The sequence below is a fragment of the Pelagibacterium luteolum genome, assembly GCF_900100665.1.
Lineage (GTDB): Bacteria > Pseudomonadota > Alphaproteobacteria > Rhizobiales > Devosiaceae > Pelagibacterium > Pelagibacterium luteolum.
Genome location: NZ_FNCS01000001.1, coordinates 292,871 through 314,420 on the forward strand (window position 1 = coordinate 292,871; position 21,550 = coordinate 314,420).

The following is a 21,550-nucleotide window of genomic DNA, read 5'->3' on the forward strand; positions in this document are numbered from 1 at the left end:
TCCAGCGCGCAGACCTTGATGAGCCATAGACCATCCCCAGTAACGCACGCGGGCGCCGTTGTCCGCCGGCCCAGTCCGTGGCCGTGGCTCGCGCCTGTCGCGCTGATGATCGGGCTGTTCTATCTCTACCCTGTCCTCGACGCCCTGCGTCTCGCCTTTACCGACGCCGCGCTGACCAGTAGCGACGAGAACTTTTCCACCCGCGCCCTTTTTGCCGTCCTGTCGAGCCCCGCTCTCCCGACCATCCTTGGCAACACAGTCATTTTCGTCGGCGCCAGCGTCATCGGCCAGACCCTGTTTGGCCTCGCCATCGCCCTTCTCGTCGTGCGCGGCGAACGCAACAATTTGCCCGGGATGCTTTTTTTACGGACCATCGTCCTTGCCGCATGGGTCATCCCCGGCATCGCCAACGGCATCATCTGGTCGATGTTGTTTTCTGAATCCCCCTTCGGCGCCATAAATTCGGTGCTGCGTATTCTGAACATCCCCACGGTCGCCTGGCTCTCGACACCCGCTAACGCGATGATGTCAGTGGTGATCGCCAATGTATGGCAAGGTACCGCGTTTTCGATGATCGTCCTCTATGCAGCGCTTAGGGCGATCGATCCAACGCTTTATGAAGCGGCCGCCATCGACGGCGCGCGCGCCTGGGACCGCTTCCGGTTCATCACCCTGCCTCAGCTCCGTGCTGCGCTTCTGGTCAACGCCATCCTCATTACCATCCAGACACTGAACACTTTCGATTCCATAATTTCTCTGACCGGCGGGGGACCGGGTCGGGCCACCGAGGTGCTGTCGCTCTTCACATACAACACTGTCTTTTATAATTTCGATCTGGCCGGCGGCAGCGTGCTCTCGCTCGTCCTGCTGTTGAGCGCGCTGGCCCTTGCCGCGCTCTACGCCCGGTTCCTGCCGCGCGAGGAGAAACGCTGATGGCGACTATGCGCGGCTCGTGGATCGGCAATCTGGCGACTTATGTCGTTGCTATCCCCATCGCGGGGTTCTTCCTTATCCCTATCGTCTGGTTGATCTCGCTGGCCGTTCGCACGCAGCAGGAAATCTTTCTGGGCGCCGCGCGGTTCATCCCCGAAAAACCCACTCTCGACAATTTCACCCAGATCCTCACCGACTCGGGCTTCCTTATTTATCTAGGCAATTCGCTCAAGCTTTCTGCGCTCGGAGCGCTGGGCGCTGTGGTCGTCTCAGCCCCCGCCGCCTACGCCTTTTCGCGCTTTGCCTTTAAGGGCCGATCCACGGTGATGATGGCGATCCTTGCCGTCCAGATGATTTCCGGCCTGGTCATCCTAATCCCGCTCTATCGCTATATGGGACGCCTTGGGCTGCTTGAAAGCCATTTCGGCGTCACCGCGATCTATATAGCCGTCGGCATCCCGCTTTCTGTCTGGCTCCTAAAAAACGCCTTTGACGGCGTTCCCATCGTTCTCGAGGAAGCCGCGTCGATTGATGGCTATGGCCCGTTCGAAACCTTCCTGCGCATCACCCTGCCGCTCTCCGCCCCCGGCATCGCGTCGGCCTTCATCCTCAACATGATCCTGAACTGGTCCCAGTTTCTGATCCCCTTCATCATGCTGACCGAAGAATCCCAATGGCCCATCTCAGTGGCCATCTATAATTATGCCGGATCGACCACCGCCAGCACGACGCAACTCCTCGCCGCCGCCTGCCTCATCGCCACGGTACCGGCCATCCTGGCCTTCCTGATTTTGCAGCGGTCGATCGTTTCGGCCCTTACAGCCGGTGCCGTCGACGGCTAAACTCGGACCTTCTTTGGCCGCTCGTATTTCCGGCGCATCAGCACAAAAACGCCCGGCAGGCTCGCCGTCAGCATCAGCAGCCCGAACAACAGGCTTGCGGCCAATCCCCCTCCGGTACTTGCGCCGGCCAATGGAAACAGCGCCGCCGCCGCCCCCTCACGATACCCCCATCCGGCAATCGTTGCCGGGATCAGCATCGCCGTCAAAATCAGCGGCACGAGCGTAAACACGGCCTCGATCGACAGCATGGTCCCCGTGGCCCGCGCCGCAAAAGCGAAGCTGAACAGATTACAGAGGACGATTGCGACCCCGATCGTCGCCTGCCGCAAGCGCACCGCTCTCGCCGTCAGTGCCTGCCCCATGGCCGCACCGAAGCGCTTGAGAAACCCCACGCGCTCCCCCCACAGCCAGAGCCCAACACCAACCGCCACAACAATAGCCCCGGCAACCGCCAGCGTCCGAGTCTGGCCAAGCGGCCATGCGATGCCGCCAGGCGTAAGGACCGAAATCCCAACCCCCAGCGCCAGGGCGCTCCACAGCATCATTTGTCCGGCCAGTCTTTCGATGACCACGGCCTGGGCCGACAGGCTTAGCCCGCCTTGCTCGCGGGCCCGCACGGCACGCGACGCATCGCCGACGACGCCGCCCGGCACCGTCTGGTTGATCAACTGCGCCAGATAATATTCCGCGATCGCCCAGCGCGCCGCCAATGGCGCACCCAGCGCATCGGAAACCCATGTCCAGCGCAACGCTGAGAGCACGGTCTGGAGATTGAGTGCTACGAAAGCAGCAACCACCCAACTCCATTCGACGCCCCGCAAACGCCCCAGCGCATCCTCTGCATCGGCAAGCGACCAGATCAGCGCCAAAAGCACCAACGGCACGGCAACCCGCGCCATAACCGGCCAAGCGCGCCCCAAAGTGCTCGCACTAGCCATCGGCGTCACCAGAACGTTGCGTCGTAAACGTATCGAGAAATCGGTCTCGGAACCCGGCCATCGGCCAGGACGACGCATCGGAGCCCGGCACGAGCCCCTCGCTCCAATCCCATGCCCCTATGGCATCCACAAGATCGATAGGCCCGATCACATGCATGGGCACGTCGCGCCCCTCGATACCAGCGACGAACGGGGTCGGCGGATGATCCCCGAGGACAATCGTCAACCGCTCGCCGCTCTCTGGCGATCGTGCCACATAATCCAGAAGCGTCTCCAGCGAATAGTCAATCGCCAGCCGGTACTGATCACGGATCCGCTGCCGGTCCTGCCACACGACCGATGGCGGCTCGCCAGATGTCGCCATCGCATTGAAAATCGAGCCGTCGCCGACATCGTCCCAATCGACCATCTCGGGCACCGGCACCCAGGGGGCGTGCGACGAGATCAAAGCGAGCTGGGCAAAATACGGCGTCTTGCGCTCGGAAAACAGCCTATCGAACGCGGCGAGCGTAAATTGGTCCGGCATGGTTACCCAGTTGAATGGAAGGCCCCCATACCCCAGATCTCTGGCCGGATAGACGCTCTGGAACCCCAAAAGCCGTGCTTCGGGCCAAGGCAGGGTGATGGCCGGCATCACCGCAGCGGTCTCGTACCCGGCTTTGGTTGCGTAGTCGAACAGCGTCATGCGGTCACTCGCCAGCATGGCCGAGTAGAGCGCCTGGTTCGACGTCGTCAGTCCCGATGCGAGCGTGCCGTGCGCCAGCCAGCTCTGCCCTCCGGCAATCGGCGAGGTCACCCAACCCGACCGCATGGAAAGTCCCGCGGCCTCCAGCTTTGCTGCACCCTCGGCCAGTGTCGGCTGATGCACGCCGGCATTGAACGGATCGTCAAAGCTGGCCCGCGAATAGCTCTCAACGAAGACGATCACCACATCGCGCCCTTCCAGCCGATCAAGCGGAGTGGCAAGTTGGGCATAAGGATCGTCCGCAGCGGCCGTGCGGAAGGCGGCCAATTGGGCAAACAGTCCCTGATAAGCCGTCACGCGCTCCAGGGCCACGCGCGCGGTAAAGGCGGTGCCCGAAGGATCGAGCGGCAAATCCCAGGCCCCACGCACATCGCCGATATCTGCAACGCTGACCGCCAGCCCCAGCGCGGCAATGCCCCCGGCCAATACTCGAACGACGCGTCCCGGCTCGACCCGCGACCAGACGCCCGTCGCCCACCACAAAGCCCCAGCCAGAACGAACGGCGCCAAAACGCCCGCAACCACGATCCCCGTGGTCAGCACCGCTCCGATCGAGCCCGCCAGAAGCCGGATACCAGCTTCGATCAGATTGAGATCGACAAGCGGATTAAAGCTCCGCCCGAACGCGACGAACAGAGCATAATCGGCCACCTTGAGCAGCGACAGGACCACCAGCACAGCAACGAGCAGTATCCGTACCATCCGCGTCACGAAATGCCCCGCCGGCAGTGCGATGAACAGCGGCAGGATGAACACGAGCTCGAGCGGAAACAGCCGCAGGGCATCCCAGGTCATGGCCCGGGGATGGTTTGGTTGGATCAGGACGAGGTGGATAACAAGCGCCGCCGCAAGGAGCACTGGCAAACGCCTTGCAAGAGCTATCATGCGCGACGCCGCGCCAGCCAGACGATATCGACTGCGAACGACCACGCGACCAGCAGGCTCGCCAGTCCGGCCAGCACGAGCGAGACCGGCGCGACAACGATCGGCGCCAAAAGCGCGATTAGGACCCCGATCTGGATCACGCACACGGCCTTGCGCGAAAACCGCTCAGGCAGATCGGCCATCAGCCATGGCCAGATGGCGCCGGCGGCAACAAAGAGATAGCGCGCCAGACCCAGGATCAAGACCCAAGCACCGGCTTTGTCGAGTTGGAACGCCAGCACAGCCAGCAACAGCGCGAAAAGCGAATCCACTTCCACATCGAACCGCGCTCCGAACCGGGAGGACAACCCCTGCCGTCGCGCAAAAAACCCGTCCACCCCATCGAGCGAAAGCGACACCACCGCGAGGCCCAGTACTCCCCAGGCGAGCCGCGCCTCGGCGAGAAGCCCCGGCATGGCAATGATCAGCACCAGCGGCGACACCATGGCCATCCGCAAAAGGCTGATCATATTGGCTAGACCCAGACGATCATGGGGATAGTGCCTGTCCATGCCAATCGCGGTCACGATGGCCCCTAAGAGGAATGTGCTCCCGGCCAGCCCGATCCACCCTGGCTGCGGTGCCAAGACCGCGCTCAGGGGAGCCACCACGGCCCCGAGCAGCGCGAGGGCAAACGCCATGAACCGCAGAGTCACGCCGCGGTTCGAACCGGCCATACCCTGCGCGACAACATGATCTGAAGGGTGCCCGACATCCGTATTGTGCATCAAATTACGAAATCCACCATTCACGGAACTGTCAAGCAATTGTAACATTGTCATCGCCGACCCAGACTGCGCCAGCGATATCCTCTTAGGGATGAACGAAAAAATGGCTACAACAGATCACCCCCGCCCCTATCGCCCGTTTGCAATCGCGCTGCATTGGATCGTAGCCCTGCTCGTGATTTCAACCATCCCGGTCGGCGTCATGATGCTTCAGGAAGACCTGCCGCGCAGCACCCAGGATGCGCTGTTCATCTACCACAAAAATCTCGGGGTGATCATCTTCCTGCTGGTCGTGATCCGCATCGCCTATCGGGTCTTCAATCCGCCCCCACCGCTCCCCGCTTCGGTGCCGACCTTCCAGCGGACGATCGCCACAGGCACCCACATCGCCATGTATGTCCTGCTGCTCGTCATGACGATTTCGGGCTATGTGTATGTCACCGCCGGCGACTACCCGCTCGAGCTTTTCGATGCCATAGGCATCCCCCATCTGGTCGCCCCTAACGAGGATCTGGCTGACACTGCGCAGGCCATCCACGTCACCGCGCGGTTTCCGCTTGTCCTTTTGATCGTCGTCCATATCGGCGCGGCGCTCTATCACGCCCTGCTCCGGCGCGACGGCGTCTTCACCCGCATGGCCCCAATGCTACGTCGCTAATCCAGCGTTACCCGCCCCCACAGGGGCCGGTGATCCGACCCGACCCGGATCGCCGTCCCGTCGAGCACACGCGTTTGCACGACCGCCCCGGGAACATCGCTCATGATCCGGTCCAGCGGCAGGAAGGGCCGCTCCATCGGGAATGTCGGCTTTTTCGGACCCTCGAACCGTCGCCCCACGATCGTCTTGCGCAGCGAGGGCGCGCGCCAATAGCGCCAGTCGTTGATGTCCCCCATGAGCACGGTCGGCATCTGCGGCCGTCGGAGAATGAATTGGCCCAGCGTGCGCATCTGCGCCATCCGGATCAGATCGAGCCGGGAAAAATGGCCAGTTACGATCCGCACGTCGCGCCCCTGCCAGATCGTTTCCATTGCGACCGCACCCCGATGCCAATGGCCCGGCAGGTCGATGACATGGGTCGCAGTAATGGTGAAGTCGGGATGTAGGAATAGAACCGACCCAAAAAACCCGCTTGAAGCCGGATCCCTGCGCAAACTCTCCTGCGCCTGCGCATAGTCGAGTCCCACCGCCGCCCCGATCCGTCCGATATCGAGATAACCGGCCTGTGGCAGCGTTTCCAGGTCCGCCTCCTGCAGTGCCAGCACATGGGGCCGGAGCGGGGCGATCTCGGTCTCGATGGCGAAATGGACGCGTTCGGGCAGAAACTGCCCGTCATTGCCCCGTCCACGGTGTACATTCCAAGTGACACAGTCGATTGCGGCGGGACTTGCGCCCCTCAAGCCGTCCGCTCCCGCGCCGAGCGGCGATAGTCTGTCGGGCTCATCCCCGCCAGCTTGCGAAAACTCGTATTGAACGCTGAAAGCGATCCGAACCCGGAATCCATGGCCACCTGCAAGACATTGACGTCGTCACGCATCAGCATGGCCTGCGCGTAGGACAACCGCAACAGGCTCACATATTCGTTGAGCGTCATTCCTGTCGATTTCTTGAACATGCTCATCGCGTATTTGGGATGGATATCGACACAGGACGCAATGGCGCTCGAATCGATGTCGTGACGGAAGTTATCGGCGATATAGGCGCAGATCTCGCCGATATTGTGAAAGCTCTGCCTGTCGGGCGCTTCGAGCGGCGCCGTATCGGTCGTTGCCGCATCGACGAGCCGGTAGCTGTCGAACTGGATGCGCTCGATCCGCAAAAGCAGTTCATCGATCGCATGATTGACCCGCACCCCGTCGTCTGAGCGTAGGTAGTCCGACCAGCGCGCAAAGGACTGATCGTCCCCGGCATCGCGCTTCCCGGCCAGAAGCGTTGCGCCGCGCATCAGCTTTTGCTGGATATCGACCGGCAGCCGCAGCCTGAAGAAATGCACCAGCGGCAGATGGATCGCGATGAACATCGCATCATCTCCCGTATCGACCACTTGATGGGGCAGACCGCCCCAGAAGAGGCAAACGTCTCCCGCCTCGAGATGCACTGTGTGACCTTGCATCTGATAATCGACCGAGCCAGAGAAAACATAGTTGATCTCGACCTGCGCATGCCAGTGCGCCGTCGACATGATGCCGGGCTGCTCGTGGCTGATCACAAGTTGGTTGGGTACGCTCTCGACTGTACTCTTGAGCGGGTTCCAGTAGCGTTTTTGACCGATCTTACTTTCCAACGACTCCCTCTTCCCTTTTCGTGAGACGCCGGCTCTGAACGGGCTAGTCTAGGATCAGCCCGGCAATCGGGCAACACAAATGGGAGGAATATCAATGCGTCCAACACTGGGATGCGCATCGCTTGCGCTTGTCCTCGGCATGACGGGAGGTGCTCTCGCGCAATCTGGCGAGATCACGATCTGGAGCTGGGACGTTGCCGCTTCGTCTCTGCAATCGACAATCGAGGGCTTCAACGCCCAATATCCCGATGTGACCGTCACCGTCGAAGACCTTGGCAACCAGCAGGTCTTCGACCGCACCCTGGCCGGCTGCGCCGCCGGCGGCTCAGGCCTGCCCGACATCATATCGATCGAGAACGGGGAAGCAGAAATCTTCTGGAACCAGTTCCCCGACTGTTTCGCCAATCTCCGCGACCTGGGCTACACAGAGGAAATGGCCTCCGGCTTCCCGGACTTCAAACGCACCGAACTCGAAGTCGGCGATGTCGCCTACGGCATGCCCTGGGACTCCGGTCCGGTCGCCATGTTCTACCGCCGCGACTTTTATGAAAACGCCGGCGTCGATCCGGAATCCATAACCACGTGGGGCGACTTCATCGAAGCCGGGCAAGCCATCGCCGAAGCCAATCCGGGCGTCGTAATGGGCCAGGCCGATTTCAACGGTGATACCGAATGGTTCCGCATGCTCGCCAACGAGCAGGGCTGCGGCTACTTTACCGGCGAGGGCGATGCCATCGCCGTCAACCAGCCCGGTTGCGTCGCAGCACTCGAAGCGGTCAAGGAGATGGCAGACGCCGGCATCCTCGTCGCCGGCAACTGGGATGAACGCATCCAGGCGATCCGCGCCGAAACCGTCGCCAGCCAACTCTTTGGCGGCTGGTACGAAGGCACCATTCGCTCAAACGCCCCCGAACAGGAGGGCCTTTGGGGTGTTTACGAAATGCCGTCGGTGACCGAAGACGGCCCGCGTGCCGCTAACCTCGGTGGCTCCGCCCTTTCGATCACCAACACTTCCGATAACAAGGAAGCCGCCTGGGCCTATGTGAACTACACATTGGGCACCAACGAGGGCCAGGTGACGATGCTGCGCGTGTTCGGCCTCGTCCCGTCCCTGCTCTCGGCGCTCGACGACCCTTACGTCGAGGAAGGCCAGCCCTTCTGGGGTGACCAGGCCATCTGGGTCGATATCCTGGGCACGCTCGACCGCGTCGTCCCCAGCCGCGGCACGCCCTTCTTCGGCGATGCCCAGGCCATCATCCAGGCTACCCAGACCCAGTATATCAATGGTGGATTCGAAAGTGCCCAAGCCGCGCTCGACGACGCTGCCAGCCAGATCGCACTGGTCACCGGCCTGCCGATCGCCGAATAATCCCTCTCCCAAGAGGCGCAATCTGGAGCGCGGACCGTCTGGCCCGCGCTCCAACAAAGGAGGAGCAAGGCCATGCGCGCAACGACGCGAACGGCGTACGGATTTCTGACGCCCTATCTGTTGATCTTCGCCGCCTTCTGGGTCTGGCCGATCATCTATTCGTTCTATCTCTCATTCCTCTCGACCCGCGTTCAACCCTGGACCTTCAACCCAACCTTCAATTGGGGGCGGTTGATAATCGACCCGGCGTTCTTTAACGCCTTCAAGAACACGATGATCATCCTGGTCATCCAGGTGCCCGTGATGATCGCGCTGGCGACGCTCCTCGCCGTCTTGCTGAACTCTCATCTCCTGAAGGCTCGCGGCATCATGCGCTTTGCCTTCTTCGCCCCGGTCGTTGTCGGCGAAGTCGCCTATGCCGCCGTGTTCCGCCTGATGTTCCAGGCCGATTTCGGCGTCATCAACAAACTGCTCGCCCTTGTCGGCGTCGCGCCGATTTCCTGGAGTTCGAACCCGACAGCCGCCATGGCGCTGATCATTACGGCCGTCACCTGGCGTTGGGTGGGTTACAACGCCATCATCATACTCTCGGGCCTGCAATCGATCCCCGAGGACGTCTATGAGGCCGCGACGCTCGACAAGGTCTCAAAGACCAGGCAGTTCTTTTTCATCACCCTGCCGCTGCTGCGCCCCATCATCCTGGTCTGCGTGGTCCTCTCTGTCATCGGCACCATGCAGCTCTTTGCCGAACCGTTCCTGATCACCAATCGCGGCGGTCCGGGCGGCGCGACCGAAACCCTTGGGCTGTTCCTTTACCGCCAGGGCTTCACAGTCCTCAATTTCGGCTACGCCTCCGCCGTCGCCTACACCATCGCGGCGATCGCCATCGTCATCTCCGTGATCAACTTCTGGCTCGGGAGGGATCCCAAATGAGATCGAAATCCCAGACCACACTTCTGCGCACCGTCGGCCTGCACGCCGTCTTGGTGCCGCTGGCACTCATTTGGCTGTTTCCCATCTGGATGATGATCGTTTTTTCCACCCAGCCGGAAAACGCGATCTTCTCCTCGAACCTCGTCCTCCTGCCGTCCGACCAGTTCGCCAACAATTTCGCACTCCTCCAAGCCGACACCGGTTTTTTGCGCACCGTCTTCGTCTCGATCGTCGTCGCGACGGTCTATACCGTCGTCTCGGTCTTTTTGACCTCCATGGCCGGCTGGGCGCTGGCGCGTTACAATTTCGCTGGTAAGGGCGTCGTCCTCGCCATCATCCTCGGCACCCTGACGCTGCCCTATTTCGTCGTCGTTATCCCCCAGTTCATCATGGTCGCCCGCGATTTCGGGCTGGGCAACACGTGGTTCGCGCTGATCGTGCCGCCGCTGTTCAATTCTCTCGGCGTCCTCTTCATGCGCCAATCGTTCTCCATGATGCCGGGCGAACTCTTCGACGCCGCCCGCGTCGAGGGGGTCAAAGAATGGCAGATCTTTTTGCGCGTCGCCCTGCCCATGGCCCGCCCGACCATTGCAGCGCTGTGCATCATTCTATTTCTGGCGAGCTGGAACAATTATCTCTGGCCACTGCTGATCAACAATCGCCCCGACATGATGACCGCGCCCGTGGCGCTGGGCTCGCTTATCGGTCTCACCCGCGTCTCATGGGGCGGCATCATGACCGGGGCCGTCGTCCTCACGCTCCCCATGCTCTTCGCCTTCGTCGTGCTTCAACGCCATTTCGTCGCCGGCATCGCCGCCGGCGCCATCAAATAGGAGCGCTTCCATGTCCGGCGTGACCCTTTCAAATGTCCAGAAGCGCTTCGGCGCGGTCGAAGTCATCCATGGCGTTGATCTAACGGTTGACGATGGCGAATTCGTCGTCTTCGTCGGCCCATCGGGGTGCGGGAAATCCACCCTCCTGCGCATGATCGCGGGCCTCGAGGACATTTCGGGCGGCGAAATTTCCATCGGCGGCACGACGGTCAACGACGTCGAGCCCGCCGACCGCGGCATCGCCATGGTGTTCCAGTCCTACGCGCTCTACCCCCACATGACGGTCGAACAGAACCTCTCGTTCGGCCTACGCATGAACGGCAAGCCCCGAGATGATATTGCCCGCCGCGTGACCAAAGCCGCTTCGATCCTCCAGATCGAACCCCTGCTTGCCCGCCGCCCCAAACAGCTTTCGGGGGGCCAGCGCCAGCGCGTCGCTATCGGTCGCGCCATCGTGCGCGAGCCGGACGTCTTCCTATTCGATGAACCCCTGTCCAATCTCGACGCAGAACTGCGCGTCCAGATGCGCGTCGAGATCGCCAGGCTGCACAAGGAACTGGGCACGACGATGATCTATGTCACCCACGACCAGACCGAGGCCATGACGCTCGCCGATAAGATCGTGGTCCTGCGCGATGGCCGCGTTGAACAGGTCGGCGCCCCGCTCGATCTCTACGACGACCCCGCCAACCGCTTCGTCGCCGGATTTGTCGGCTCCCCGCGCATGAATTTCATGGCCGCCAAAGTTGTCGATACCACCCCGGGGTCCGTCACCATCGAAACCGACAACCACGGCAGCGCCCGCCTCACACTACCCGTCAGACAGGCGTTCCAGACTGGCGACGCCGTCACCCTCGGGATCCGCCCCGAACATTTCGGAGGCCCCGATGGTGATGGCACCCGCTTGACCGTCAACGTCGATGTGGCCGAACATCTCGGCGCGACAAGTTTCGTCTATGCCAATATGGCAACCGGCGAGCAATTGATCATCGAGCGCGAGCAGTCGCGATCGGAAATGGGCAAGACCGAGCTCACAATTACCATTCCTCCGGCCCGCGCTTATCTCTTCGATAGCGCCGGCGACCGGATCCGCTAACAACGCTGTCACCGCAGAAAGAGACCAATATCCATGTCGCAACAGCAAAAAGTCCGCTGGGGCATTCTTGGCCCGGGTTCCATCGCCCGCGCCTTCGCCGGCGGCCTCGCCCACAGCCAATCGGGCGAGCTCGTAGCCCTCGGCGCCCGCAACCCCGACAAGCCAGACTACGCCGAGCATTTCCCCGGCGTGCGCGTGCACGATGGCTATGACGCGCTGCTCGCCGACCCCGACATCGACGCGGTCTATATCGCAACGCCCCATCCCCAGCACGCCCAATGGGCCATCAAGGGCGCCCAGGCCGGCAAGCACGTTCTCTGCGAAAAGCCCATGGGCCTTACCGCCTTTGAGGCCGACGCGATGTTTCATGCCGCGCGCAAGGCGAGGACCTTTATGGGCGAGGCCTTCATGTACCGCCTTCACCCAATGACGCAAAAGCTGATCGACCTGATCGCGTCCGGTGAAATCGGCGACGTTCGCGCCATCAAGTCGAGCTTCGGCTACGCCATGCCACGCTTTGACCCGGACCACCGCCTCTACGCCAACCATCTCGCAGGCGGCGGCATACTTGATGTCGGCTGCTACCCGGTCTCCATGGCCCGCCTCATCGCCGGCGCGACCCAGGGCAAGCCCTTTGTCGAACCTGAAACCGTCTCTGGCGTTGCCCATTTGGGCCAGTCGGGCGTCGACGAATGGGCGGCAGCGGTGCTCAAATTCCCCGGCGGCATCCTTGCCGAAGTCTCATGCTCCATCTCGCTGGCCCAGGACAACGTCTTGCGCATCCTGGGCACGAAGGGCCGCATCGAAATCGCCAATTTCTGGTTCGCCACCGGCCACAAGGGCGGCACGGCGACAATCGACATCATCCGCACCGACGGAAAGCATGAACCCATCGAGGTTTCGGAAGCCGGATGGCTCTATGCTTTCGAGGCGGAAGCCGCCAGCCAGGCGATCCTCAATGGCAAGAGTGAATTCGACGCCCCGGGCATGAGCTGGGACGATACACTCGGCAACCTCCGCACCCTCGACAAATGGCGCCAAACCGCCGGCCTCGAATACGAAATCGAAAAGCCGACCCTGCGCACCAAAACGCTCACGGGTGACACCCTCGCCAAGCGCAGCGACCGCATCGCCCGCGTCGCCATTCCGGGCCTTGAAAAACCCATCTCCAAACTCGCCCTCGGCTTTGAGGATTTCCGCTCCTTCTCCAGCGCCGCCATCCTCCTCGATGCCTATTACGAAAAAGGCGGCAATGCCTTCGACACTGCCTTCATCTACGGCAACGGCATCACCGAAACCCTGTTCGGCGACTGGCAATCATCACGCGGCGTCCGCGACGATGTCGTGCTCATCGGCAAGGGCGCCCACTCGCCCCTGACCTACCCCGACGTCATCGCCAAACAGCTCGACATCAGCCTTTCCAAACTCAAGACCGACCATGTCGACGTTTATTTCATGCATCGCGACAACACCGACGTGCCCGTCGACGAATTCGTCGACGCTATGGACGCAGAGGTCAGTAAGGGCCGCATCCGTGGCCCGTTCGGCGGCTCGAACTGGACCCGCGAGCGCTTCGACGAGGCCGTCGCCTACGCCAGACGCGCCGGCAAGACCGCCCCATCGGCGCTCTCGAACAATTTCTCGCTCGCAGAGATGCAAAAGCCCCTCTGGCCCGGCTGCGTCGCCTCATCTGACGATCAATGGCGCGACTGGCTCACCGACCGCCAGGTCACCAATTTCGCATGGTCGAGCCAGGGCCGGGGCTTTTTCACCGACCGGGCCGGACGCGGCAGGCGCGACAACGAAGAACTGGTCGAGACGTGGTACACCGACGCCAATTTCGCCCGCCGCGACCGCGCGATCGAACTTGCGCAAAAGCTTGGCAAAAAACCCATCCACGTGGCGCTGGCCTATTGCCTCAACCAGCCCTTCCCCTTGATCCCGCTGATCGGCCCGCGCACGCTTGCTGAGCTTGACGACAGTCTAGAGGCGCTCGACATCACATTGACTGAGGACGATATCCTCTGGTTACGCGACGGAAAGCGCTAGGCATGGCCTCTCCCAAAATCGCCTTCATCGGGGCCGGCTCCACGGTCTTTATGAAAAACATCATCGGCGACATCCTGCACCGCCCGGCGCTCAAGGGCGCGCGCATCGCGCTGATGGATATCGATCCCCACCGTCTCGCCGATAGCGAGATGGTGGTCGGCAAGCTCATCAAGTCGCTTGATGCTCGCGCCGAAATCACCACCCACACCGACCAGCGCGCCGCGCTGGCCGGCGCCGATTTCATCGTCGTCGCCTTCCAGGTCGGTGGCTACGAGCCCTCGACAGTCATCGATTTCGAAGTGCCAAAACGCTTCGGCCTGCGCCAGACCATCGCCGATACGCTCGGGGTGGGCGGCATCATGCGCGGCCTGCGCACGGTACCGCATCTCTGGAAAATCTGCGCCGACATGCAGGATCTCTGCCCGGACGCCATCCTGCTCCAATACGTCAACCCCATGGCCATCAACACCTGGGCTATCACCGAGAAATTTCCCGCCATCCGCCTGGTCGGCCTTTGCCATTCGGTGCAGGGCACGGCCTTCGAACTCGCCCGCGACCTCGACATCCCCTATGCCTCCCTGCGCTACAAGGCCGCCGGCATCAACCACATGGCCTTCTATCTCCATTTCGAGCAGCGCCAGCCCGACGGGTCGCACAAAAATCTCTACCCCGACCTCCTCGCCGGTTACCGCGCCGGAAATATCCCCAAACCCAGCCATTGGAACCCGCGCTGCCCCAATAAGGTGCGCTACGACATGATGACGAGGCTGGGCTATTTCGTCACCGAAAGCTCCGAACACTTTGCCGAATACGTGCCCTGGTTCATCAAATCGGGCCGCGAGGATCTGATCGAAAAATACGGCATCCCCCTCGACGAATACCCAAAGCGTTGCGTCGAACAGATCGAACGCTGGACCGAACAGGCCGAGCACTATCGCAAGGCCGAGACCATCGAGGTCGAGGAAAGCCACGAATACGCGTCTTCCATCGTCAACGCCGTCTGGACAGGCGAACCCGCCGTCATATACGGCAATGTCCGCAACAACGGCGCCATCACCTCACTGCCCGACGCCTGCGCCGTCGAAGTCCCGTGCCTCGTGGACGCCAACGGCATCCAGCCCACCCATATCGGCGAACTGCCCCCGCAACTGACGGCCTTGATGCGCACCAACATCAACGTGCAGGAACTGACCGTCCATGCGCTGATCACGGAGAACCGCGAGCATATCTATCATGCCGCCATGATGGACCCTCACACAGCCACAGAGCTCGATCTCGACCAGATCTGGTCACTGGTCGATGATCTCATCGCAGCTCACGGCGACATGCTCCCCAACTGGGTGAGGGCCTGATTAGCTATTTTCCGGTCTTAAACAGATTGGAAAACTGCCGCGGCTGCGAACGCCAATATTGCGGAGGCGCCGTCACCTGCGCCCCCAGCGCCGCCGCGGCATGCCAAGGCCAACGCGGATCGTAGAGCGCAGCGCGCGCAATCGCGATCATATCGGCATCGCCCGTGGAAACGATCGCCTCGGCCTGTTCCGGTTGGGTGATCAGTCCCACAGCCACCACCGGCATGGAGACGGCTTCCTTTACCTGTCTTGCCAACGGCACCTGATAATTGGGCCCGACAGGAATGGCCTGCTTGGGATGATTGCCCCCGCTCGAGACGTGGATCGCCGCGCACCCGCGTGCTTCGAGCGCCTTGGCAAACTGCGCGGTCTGTTCGCCATCCCAGCCGCCCTCGACCCAATCGCTCCCCGAAACCCGAACCGTCACCGGCCGCTCGGCGGGAAAATTGGCTCGTACAATATCAAAGATTTCCAGCGGAAACCGCATGCGGTTTTCAAGCGATCCGCCATACTGGTCGGTGCGCTTATTGGAAATCGGAGACAGAAATTCATGCAGCAGATACCCGTGCGCCGCATGGATCTGGATCAGGTCGATCCCCAGCCGCCCGGCCCGCTGCGCCGCCGCGCCAAACGCCTTGCGCAGCCGCTCCAGCCCCGCATCGTCCAGCGCAACAGGCGCAACATGCCCCTCGGTATAGGCGACATTCGACGGCGCCTCGGTCTGCCAACCATTGTCGGTATCGGGCGCAATCTGGGCGCCGCCGAACCACGGCAGATCACTGCTCGCTTTGCGGCCGGCATGGGCGAGTTGAATGGCGATCGGCATCTTCGACCATTTGCGAATCCCCTCGAGCACCCGCCCCATCGCCACCTCGGTCGCGTCGTCGTAAAGCCCGACGTCGCCATAGGTAATGCGCCCCTCGGGCACTACGGCGGTCGCCTCAATGGTCAAGATGCCCGCGCCTGACATGGCCAGATGCCCGAGATGGATCAGATGCCACTCGTTCATCTGCCCATCATTCGCCGAGTACATGCACATCGGCGCAATCACGATGCTGTTGTCCAGCGTGAGGCCACCAATAGAAATGGAATCGAACAGTTTTGGCATAAAAGGCTCCGGGATAAAGACAGGGAGCCAATCTAGGTACTGCGGGACAGAACGTTAACCCCGGCCGGCGGCTATTTGTGGTGCTCGCGCAAATAGCTCACCAGCGTCTTGCTGGCGGTGTCGATATGGTTGCGCGTCAAGTCCGCCGCCAGTTTGGGCTTGCGCGCCTTGCACGCATCGAGGATCGCCTGATGCTCTTGCACGGCGTACCGCATTCCCTGCGTGAGATAGAGCACTAGCCGCACATAGCGCTCGACCAGGTCATTGGTCTTGTCGATCATCGACAGGAAGAATGCCTTATCGGAATCCCTATAGAGCGAGTTGTGAAAATCGCGGTTGAGGTCGCCCCAGCGGATCGGGTCGGTCTCGGCGGCAAACGCGTCGCAGAACTGCTGCGCCGTTTCCAGCGATTCATCACTCATCAGCGGCACCGCCATCTCGATCACCGTCGGCTCGACCAGCGCCCGGAACTGAAATATCTCGGTGATCTGGTCGTAGGATAGCGACGCTACTACGACGCCCTTGTACCGCTCAGACACCACAAGCCCCTGCGCCTCGAGTCTCTGCATAGCCTCGCGAACCGGAATGCGCGACACGTTGAACATCTGCGCAATGGTATCTTGGCGTAGCGGCTCGCCCTCTTCAATCTCCCCGCGGATGATCGCATCGCGCATCGCATCATAGATCACATCGGCCGAAGACGCCTGCTTGCCAAGATCAAATGCCTTTACTTTCAAAGCTGTAGCCAATTCAGCCTCTCTGCAAAATCCCCGCCCAACTGTTCCATCGCATCATTGGGGCCTCAATGCGTCGGCGGTCGAGCTTTACCCAAATTAGTATATTGTAGATTGGATCCGATTATGCAAACGTAATGTTAAGCCGGCTCCGCAGTGGTCGGCAGAGGGAATATGATGCAAGGGGAATTCGGCTTGCGGCACTGTCCGGGGTCTATCTCTCCGTGCACTCAACTGCTCAAAGAGAGAGGGACCATCCATGAAATTTCCTGCCTTGATCGCAGCAGCATCGGTAACGCTCAGCCTTGCCGCCGCCACTCCGGCCGTCGCCGACAAGCTCGATGACATCATCGCCTCGGGCGTCCTGCGCTGCGCCGTCACGCTCGACTTCCCGCCCATGGGCTCGCGCGATGACAATAACGAACCCGTCGGCTTTGACGTCGACACCTGCAACGATCTCGCCGCCGCGCTTGGCGTCACCGCTGAGATCGTCGAAACCCCGTTCCCCGATCGCATCCCGGCCCTGATCTCGGGCCGCGCTGATGTGGGCGTCGCGTCCACCTCTGATACGCTCGAACGCGCCAAGACCATCGGATTCTCCATCCCCTACTTCGCCTTTAACAACGTCGTCCTGACCCGCGAAGACACCGGCATCGAAAGCTATGAAGACCTTGCAGGCATGAACCTCGGTTCTGTCGCTGGTGTCTTTGAAGCCATCGCGCTCGAAGAAGACTTCAACGAATGGGATGCCGGCGGCTCGTTCCGGACCTTCCAGAGCCAGGCCGACGTCTTTCTCGCGCTTCAGCAGGGCCAGATCGACGCCACCGTCGTTACTGGCACCGTAGCTGCGGCAACCATCAACGAAGGCAATTTCCAAGGCTTCACCATCGCTGGCGAAGCGCCCTACCTCGTCGATTACGTTGGCCTGATCGCCCTACGCCAGGAATACGGCCTGCTGAACTACCTCAACCTCTTCGTCCACCAGCAGATCCGCACTGGTCGCTATGAAGAGCTGTTCGAGACCTGGGTCGGCGGCGGTGCCGAAGCGCCGGACCTCTCGGTCCCTGGCGTATACTACTAAGCTAGTCCCCGGATCGCGAGCGCCCTGACCAAACTCAGGGTGCCCGCCTCCTGCTTTCCCGGCCAGCCTAGTGCCGGCATGCGAGAAACCCGGGAAGACCTCTGATGCTCAACATCAACTACACGTTCCACTGGAACCAGGCTTTCCAAGCGCTGCCGCAGATGATCGACGGGGCGCTAATTACGCTCCAGATCGCCGTGCTATCGATGATCATCGGCATCGCCATTGGCGTGCCGCTGGCGCTGGCCAAGCAATCGTCCATCGCGCCTTTGCGCTGGTTTGCCAATGTCTGGATCGAAGTCGCCCGCAACACGCCGGCGCTGTTTCAGGTCTATATGATCTATTTCGGCATCCCAGCCGTGCTCCAGCTCGTAGCGGGGCTGTTCGGCATCGATTTCCGTGCCCTGGGCATCAATATCTTCTATCTCGATTCTTATTGGGCCGTTCTCGTCGGCATCGCCTTCAATAATGCAGGCTATCTCGCCGAGACATTCCGCGGCGGTCTGCGCGCCGTGCCGGCCACCCAGACGCGCGCCGCCCGCTCGCTCGGCTTTGGCGCCTTTGACGCGTTCCGGCTGATCGTGTTGCCCCAGATGTTCCGTGCTGTCTTCCACCCCATGACCAACCAAATGGTTTGGGCAATTCTGATGACCTCGGTGGGCATTTTCGTTGGACTTAACATCGATCTGACCGGCGTCACTCAGGAGCTCAACGCCCGCACCTTCAGGACTTTTGAGTTTTTTGCGCTCGCCGCCGCAATTTATTACGTCATCGCCAAGATCGTGACCGGCGGCGCGAGGCTCATCGCCTGGCGACTGTTCAGGTATTAGGGGAGGACAAGACAATGCTTGGAACCTCCGTTACCTGGGGCGACATCACATTCATGATGACCGGTGCGGGCCTGACCCTGGCCATCACCTTCTGGGCTATGCTCGGCGGCACGTTGCTGGGCATCGTCTTCGGGCTGATCCGGTCCCACTCGCCATGGTATGTGAACTATCCCATGGGCGCCGTTCTCGATGTTTTGCGCTCAGTACCGCTGCTCATCCAGTTCATCCTCTTCAACTCCTTTCAGTCGATCGCCGGCTGGGGCATGAACCCGTTCGTTGTGGGCTGCGTCGTTCTCGCCGCCTACACCTCGGCCTTCTGCACCGAAATCGTGCGCGGCGGCATCCAAGCGGTGCCCGTCACAACGCGCCGCGCAGCTCGCTCGCTCGGCATGAACTGGGCCCAGGACATGGCCTATATCGTTCTCCCGCTCGGCACCCGTGTCATGCTCCCCTCATGGATCGGGCTGACCTTGGGCGTCATGAAGGACACTGCGCTCGTTTACGCCATCGGCGTCATCGAGCTGCTGCGCTCCTCGCAAATCATCATCACCCGCAAGCCCCACGAAGCATTGCTCATCCTGGCCATTGCGGGTCTGATCTACTTCATCGTGAGCTTCCCGGTCTCCCGCCTCGGCGCTCACCTGGAAAAGAAATGGCGCGAAAATGATTGAAATCGACAACGTCAGAAAATCCTTCGACAGCTTCGAGGTCCTCAAGGGCGTCTCGATGGCCGTCGAAAAGGGCGAAGTGGTCTCGGTAATCGGCGGTTCAGGCTCGGGCAAATCAACGATGCTCATGTGCATCAACGGCCTCGAACCCATTAACGCCGGCAAGATCACCGTCGATGGCACCGAGGTGCACGCCAAGGGCACCGACCTCAACAAGCTGCGCCGCAACATCGGCATCGTCTTCCAGCAGTGGAACGCCTTCCCACATTTGACGGTGCTCGAAAACACCACTCTCGCCCTGCGCAAGGTGCTGGGGAAGTCGAAGGCCGAAGCCGACGAGATCGCCAAGAAGCAGCTCAACCATGTGGGGCTGGGCGACAAGCTCAAGGTCTATCCCGGCAAGCTCTCGGGCGGCCAGCAGCAGCGCATGGCGATCGCCCGGGCGCTCGCCATGGAGCCCAAATACATGCTGTTCGACGAAGTGACCTCCGCGCTCGATCCTCAGCTTGTGGGCGAAGTGCTCGATACGATGCGGCTTCTGGCCAAAGAAGGAATGACGATGATCGTGGTCACCCACGAAATGGGTTTCGCCCGCGAAGTCTCCAACCGCGTCGCGTTTTTCAAGGACGGTCTGATCCATGAGATCGGTTCGCCCAGCCAGCTCTTCGAATCCCCCGAACGTCCCGAAACCGCGGCGTTTCTCCAGTCCGTTCTCTAGTGAGCCGAGCATGCTTTGTATGACGATCACATTCATCAAAATTATGTGCTGCAACCGCCGCGATCGCGCCGCCTGATTATTGCCTCAGGGCAGGGACATCGTCCCCGCCCCTTCCATTGACTTCGGAGTCACGCTCAAGTGGCGCACCCACATTACGATCATTGCGTCATCGGCGCCGGCATCATCGGCCTCTCGATTGCCTTTCGTCTCGCCCAGACCGGCCAGTCCGTGTTGATTATCGATCGCAAGGGCATGGCCGAGGAAACCAGTCGCGGCAATGCGGGCGCTTTGGCCTTTGCCGATATTGAACCGCTCGCGTCACCTGGCATCATATTCAAAGCTCCGCGCTGGTTCTTCGATCCACTCGGCCCCCTCTCGCTGCCGCTTGGCTATGCACCCACGATTGCGCCCTGGCTTGTCCGCTTTTTCCGCGCGGCCATGCCCGACAGGATCAAGGCCGCGACGCGTGCCCAGACAGCACTGATGGATCTCGCACGCGCGGAAACCGAGCTGCTCTACGCCGACGCCGGCATCGCCGACCTCATCCGCCACGACGGCGCGCTCACGCTCTACGAGGGTCAGTCGTCCTTCGATGCCGCAAAATCGGTTTGGGACAATCGCGCCCACCATGGCATCGATTTCGAAACCGTAACCGGCACCCGGCTCGCAGATCTTCAGCCCGGTCTGGGGCACTCAGTCACGCATGGCGTTTTCGTTCCCGGTTGGCAAACCGTCTCCGACCCCTTCGACGTCGCCACCGCGATTGGCCGTGCCGCTGTCGAGATGGGCGCCCGCTTCGAGATCGCCGAAGTGACCGATCTCGCCCAGACCGATACCGGCGTCTCCATTGCGCTCGGCCCCACCCGTACTGTCACGGCCAACAACGTAGTGGTCGCCGCCGGCGCCTGGTCGCATCGCCTCGCGCAAAAACTCGGCGACAAGATCCCGCTCGAAACCGAGCGTGGCTACAACACCACTTTCCCTAAGACCGCCTTCGATATCCGCCGCCAGTTGGTGATCGCCTCCGATGGTTTCGTCGTCAGCCCGCTCGACAATGGCGTGCGCGTCGGCGGCGCTGTCGAACTGGCGGGTCTCGACCGGCCCCCCGATTTCCGCCGCTCTGATATCATGGTCAAAAAAGCTTCCCGCCTACTCCCCGGCCTCAAAACCGATAACGGCAAGCAGTGGATGGGCTTCCGGCCCTCAACCCCGGATTCTCTCCCCGTCATCGGTCGCGCGCCCAAAGCCAGCCGCGTCATCTACGCCTTCGGCCACGGCCATCTTGGCCTCACTCAGGCGGCCGCCACCGCGCGCATGGCCTTCGATCTGGCGCTAGGCAATCCGGCATCCATCGACCTTTCGCCCTTCGCCCCGGAGCGCTTTTAGA

The 21,550-nt window shown here is 61.5% G+C and carries 21 protein-coding genes; 14 read left to right on the plus strand and 7 right to left on the minus strand.

Features of this window, described 5'->3' with window-relative positions:
- Window positions 1–18 precede the first annotated feature (18 nt).
- Both BLR31_RS01350 and BLR31_RS01355 read left to right on the plus strand, forming a co-directional pair.
- A complete protein-coding gene (locus tag BLR31_RS01350; RefSeq protein WP_090590153.1) occupies window positions 19–933 on the plus strand; it encodes a carbohydrate ABC transporter permease in 915 nt (304 codons plus the stop codon).
- Window positions 933–1,775: a carbohydrate ABC transporter permease gene (locus BLR31_RS01355; protein WP_090590161.1), complete on the plus strand. Its 843-nt coding sequence runs from the start codon at window positions 933–935 to the stop codon at window positions 1,773–1,775. Before BLR31_RS01350 ends, BLR31_RS01355 begins: the two co-directional genes overlap by 1 nt.
- On the opposite strand, the gene BLR31_RS01360 is transcribed toward BLR31_RS01355, so the two are convergent.
- Genes BLR31_RS01360 through BLR31_RS01370 form a run of 3 tightly spaced genes read right to left on the minus strand, consistent with a single transcriptional unit; the run spans window position 1,772 to window position 5,110 of the window.
- A complete protein-coding gene (locus BLR31_RS01360) occupies window positions 1,772–2,713 on the minus strand; it encodes a lysylphosphatidylglycerol synthase transmembrane domain-containing protein (protein WP_210183873.1) in 942 nt (313 codons plus the stop codon). The two genes, BLR31_RS01355 and BLR31_RS01360, sit on opposite strands and share 4 nt — an antisense overlap.
- Window positions 2,706–4,343: a sulfatase-like hydrolase/transferase gene (locus tag BLR31_RS01365; RefSeq protein WP_090590168.1), complete on the minus strand. Its 1,638-nt coding sequence runs from the start codon at window positions 4,341–4,343 to the stop codon at window positions 2,706–2,708. The genes BLR31_RS01360 and BLR31_RS01365 overlap by 8 nt, the downstream gene beginning before the upstream one ends.
- Window positions 4,340–5,110, minus strand: coding sequence for a CDP-alcohol phosphatidyltransferase family protein (locus BLR31_RS01370; RefSeq protein WP_176762454.1), 771 nt, complete (start codon window positions 5,108–5,110; stop codon window positions 4,340–4,342). Before BLR31_RS01370 ends, BLR31_RS01365 begins: the two co-directional genes overlap by 4 nt.
- 103 nt (window positions 5,111–5,213) lie before the next feature.
- On the opposite strand from BLR31_RS01370, the gene BLR31_RS01375 reads away from it, so the two are divergent.
- On the plus strand, window positions 5,214–5,768 hold the full coding sequence (locus tag BLR31_RS01375) for a cytochrome b (RefSeq protein WP_090591984.1): 555 nt from the start codon (window positions 5,214–5,216) through the stop codon (window positions 5,766–5,768).
- On the opposite strand, the gene BLR31_RS01380 is transcribed toward BLR31_RS01375, so the two are convergent.
- Together BLR31_RS01380 and BLR31_RS01385 are read right to left on the minus strand one after the other, a co-directional pair.
- On the minus strand, window positions 5,765–6,508 hold the full coding sequence (locus BLR31_RS01380; RefSeq protein ID WP_210183874.1) for an endonuclease/exonuclease/phosphatase family protein: 744 nt from the start codon (window positions 6,506–6,508) through the stop codon (window positions 5,765–5,767). The genes BLR31_RS01375 and BLR31_RS01380 overlap by 4 nt on opposite strands.
- Window positions 6,505–7,392, minus strand: a complete 888-nt coding sequence (locus BLR31_RS01385) for a helix-turn-helix domain-containing protein (RefSeq protein WP_090590175.1) — start codon at window positions 7,390–7,392, stop codon at window positions 6,505–6,507. Before BLR31_RS01385 ends, BLR31_RS01380 begins: the two co-directional genes overlap by 4 nt.
- Window positions 7,393–7,486: 94 nt before the next feature.
- Between BLR31_RS01385 and BLR31_RS01390 the strand changes: the two genes are divergently transcribed.
- From BLR31_RS01390 to melA, 6 genes are all read left to right on the plus strand, one after another.
- Window positions 7,487–8,761, plus strand: a complete 1,275-nt coding sequence (locus BLR31_RS01390) for an ABC transporter substrate-binding protein (RefSeq protein WP_090590179.1) — start codon at window positions 7,487–7,489, stop codon at window positions 8,759–8,761.
- 72 nt (window positions 8,762–8,833) lie between these two features.
- The gene (locus BLR31_RS01395) at window positions 8,834–9,694 is read left to right on the plus strand and encodes a carbohydrate ABC transporter permease (protein WP_090590184.1); all 861 of its coding nucleotides are present in this window, start codon (window positions 8,834–8,836) and stop codon (window positions 9,692–9,694) included.
- A complete protein-coding gene (locus BLR31_RS01400; protein ID WP_090590187.1) occupies window positions 9,691–10,527 on the plus strand; it encodes a carbohydrate ABC transporter permease in 837 nt (278 codons plus the stop codon). The genes BLR31_RS01395 and BLR31_RS01400 overlap by 4 nt, the downstream gene beginning before the upstream one ends.
- Before the next feature lie 10 nt (window positions 10,528–10,537).
- On the plus strand, window positions 10,538–11,623 hold the full coding sequence (locus BLR31_RS01405) for an ABC transporter ATP-binding protein (RefSeq protein WP_090590191.1): 1,086 nt from the start codon (window positions 10,538–10,540) through the stop codon (window positions 11,621–11,623).
- Between the two features lie 33 nt (window positions 11,624–11,656).
- A complete protein-coding gene (locus BLR31_RS01410) occupies window positions 11,657–13,672 on the plus strand; it encodes an aldo/keto reductase (RefSeq protein ID WP_090590194.1) in 2,016 nt (671 codons plus the stop codon).
- Between the two features lie 2 nt (window positions 13,673–13,674).
- Entirely contained in the window at window positions 13,675–15,024 is a 1,350-nt protein-coding gene (gene melA / locus BLR31_RS01415) for an alpha-glucosidase/alpha-galactosidase (protein ID WP_090590199.1), read from the plus strand.
- 4 nt (window positions 15,025–15,028) lie between these two features.
- Here the strand turns inward: melA and BLR31_RS01420 are convergent, their stop codons facing one another.
- Both BLR31_RS01420 and BLR31_RS01425 read right to left on the minus strand, forming a co-directional pair.
- Window positions 15,029–16,132, minus strand: coding sequence for an NADH:flavin oxidoreductase/NADH oxidase (locus BLR31_RS01420; RefSeq protein WP_090590204.1), 1,104 nt, complete (start codon window positions 16,130–16,132; stop codon window positions 15,029–15,031).
- 71 nt (window positions 16,133–16,203) lie between these two features.
- Window positions 16,204–16,881 (minus strand): GntR family transcriptional regulator, encoded by a 678-nt coding sequence (locus BLR31_RS01425; RefSeq protein ID WP_244504911.1) that lies wholly within the window; start codon window positions 16,879–16,881, stop codon window positions 16,204–16,206.
- Between the two features lie 244 nt (window positions 16,882–17,125).
- On the opposite strand from BLR31_RS01425, the gene BLR31_RS01430 reads away from it, so the two are divergent.
- The 5 genes from BLR31_RS01430 to BLR31_RS01450 all read left to right on the plus strand — a co-directional run bounded on the left by BLR31_RS01430 (window position 17,126) and on the right by BLR31_RS01450 (window position 21,549).
- Window positions 17,126–17,947 carry an ABC transporter substrate-binding protein gene (locus BLR31_RS01430; protein ID WP_090590212.1) on the plus strand — a complete coding sequence of 274 codons (822 nt, stop codon included), beginning with the start codon at window positions 17,126–17,128 and terminating at the stop codon, window positions 17,945–17,947.
- A 104-nt stretch (window positions 17,948–18,051) separates the two neighbouring features.
- Complete coding sequence (locus BLR31_RS01435) at window positions 18,052–18,777, plus strand: amino acid ABC transporter permease (RefSeq protein ID WP_090590217.1); 726 nt, start codon at window positions 18,052–18,054, stop codon at window positions 18,775–18,777.
- Between the two features lie 14 nt (window positions 18,778–18,791).
- Window positions 18,792–19,448, plus strand: a complete 657-nt coding sequence (locus tag BLR31_RS01440; protein WP_090590221.1) for an amino acid ABC transporter permease — start codon at window positions 18,792–18,794, stop codon at window positions 19,446–19,448.
- Window positions 19,441–20,163 carry an amino acid ABC transporter ATP-binding protein gene (locus BLR31_RS01445; RefSeq protein WP_090590225.1) on the plus strand — a complete coding sequence of 241 codons (723 nt, stop codon included), beginning with the start codon at window positions 19,441–19,443 and terminating at the stop codon, window positions 20,161–20,163. Before BLR31_RS01440 ends, BLR31_RS01445 begins: the two co-directional genes overlap by 8 nt.
- A 138-nt stretch (window positions 20,164–20,301) precedes the next feature.
- Window positions 20,302–21,549 carry an NAD(P)/FAD-dependent oxidoreductase gene (locus BLR31_RS01450; RefSeq protein ID WP_090590228.1) on the plus strand — a complete coding sequence of 416 codons (1,248 nt, stop codon included), beginning with the start codon at window positions 20,302–20,304 and terminating at the stop codon, window positions 21,547–21,549.
- Window position 21,550 lies beyond the last annotated feature (1 nt).

What these genes read in the sequence shown, in the direction of transcription:
- BLR31_RS01350 (WP_090590153.1), top strand. Translation starts at nt 19, where the DNA reads ATGAGCCATAGACCATCCCCAGTAACGCACGCGGGCGCCGTTGTCCGC.
- BLR31_RS01355 (WP_090590161.1), top strand. Translation starts at nt 933, where the DNA reads ATGGCGACTATGCGCGGCTCGTGGATCGGCAATCTGGCGACTTATGTC.
- BLR31_RS01360 (WP_210183873.1), bottom strand. Translation starts at nt 2,713, where the DNA reads ATGGCTAGTGCGAGCACTTTGGGGCGCGCTTGGCCGGTTATGGCGCGG.
- BLR31_RS01365 (WP_090590168.1), bottom strand. Translation starts at nt 4,343, where the DNA reads ATGATAGCTCTTGCAAGGCGTTTGCCAGTGCTCCTTGCGGCGGCGCTT.
- BLR31_RS01370 (WP_176762454.1), bottom strand. Translation starts at nt 5,110, where the DNA reads ATGCACAATACGGATGTCGGGCACCCTTCAGATCATGTTGTCGCGCAG.
- BLR31_RS01375 (WP_090591984.1), top strand. Translation starts at nt 5,214, where the DNA reads ATGGCTACAACAGATCACCCCCGCCCCTATCGCCCGTTTGCAATCGCG.
- BLR31_RS01390 (WP_090590179.1), top strand. Translation starts at nt 7,487, where the DNA reads ATGCGTCCAACACTGGGATGCGCATCGCTTGCGCTTGTCCTCGGCATG.
- BLR31_RS01395 (WP_090590184.1), top strand. Translation starts at nt 8,834, where the DNA reads ATGCGCGCAACGACGCGAACGGCGTACGGATTTCTGACGCCCTATCTG.
- BLR31_RS01400 (WP_090590187.1), top strand. Translation starts at nt 9,691, where the DNA reads ATGAGATCGAAATCCCAGACCACACTTCTGCGCACCGTCGGCCTGCAC.
- BLR31_RS01405 (WP_090590191.1), top strand. Translation starts at nt 10,538, where the DNA reads ATGTCCGGCGTGACCCTTTCAAATGTCCAGAAGCGCTTCGGCGCGGTC.
- BLR31_RS01410 (WP_090590194.1), top strand. Translation starts at nt 11,657, where the DNA reads ATGTCGCAACAGCAAAAAGTCCGCTGGGGCATTCTTGGCCCGGGTTCC.
- melA (WP_090590199.1), top strand. Translation starts at nt 13,675, where the DNA reads ATGGCCTCTCCCAAAATCGCCTTCATCGGGGCCGGCTCCACGGTCTTT.
- BLR31_RS01420 (WP_090590204.1), bottom strand. Translation starts at nt 16,132, where the DNA reads ATGCCAAAACTGTTCGATTCCATTTCTATTGGTGGCCTCACGCTGGAC.
- BLR31_RS01430 (WP_090590212.1), top strand. Translation starts at nt 17,126, where the DNA reads ATGAAATTTCCTGCCTTGATCGCAGCAGCATCGGTAACGCTCAGCCTT.
- BLR31_RS01435 (WP_090590217.1), top strand. Translation starts at nt 18,052, where the DNA reads ATGCTCAACATCAACTACACGTTCCACTGGAACCAGGCTTTCCAAGCG.
- BLR31_RS01440 (WP_090590221.1), top strand. Translation starts at nt 18,792, where the DNA reads ATGCTTGGAACCTCCGTTACCTGGGGCGACATCACATTCATGATGACC.
- BLR31_RS01445 (WP_090590225.1), top strand. Translation starts at nt 19,441, where the DNA reads ATGATTGAAATCGACAACGTCAGAAAATCCTTCGACAGCTTCGAGGTC.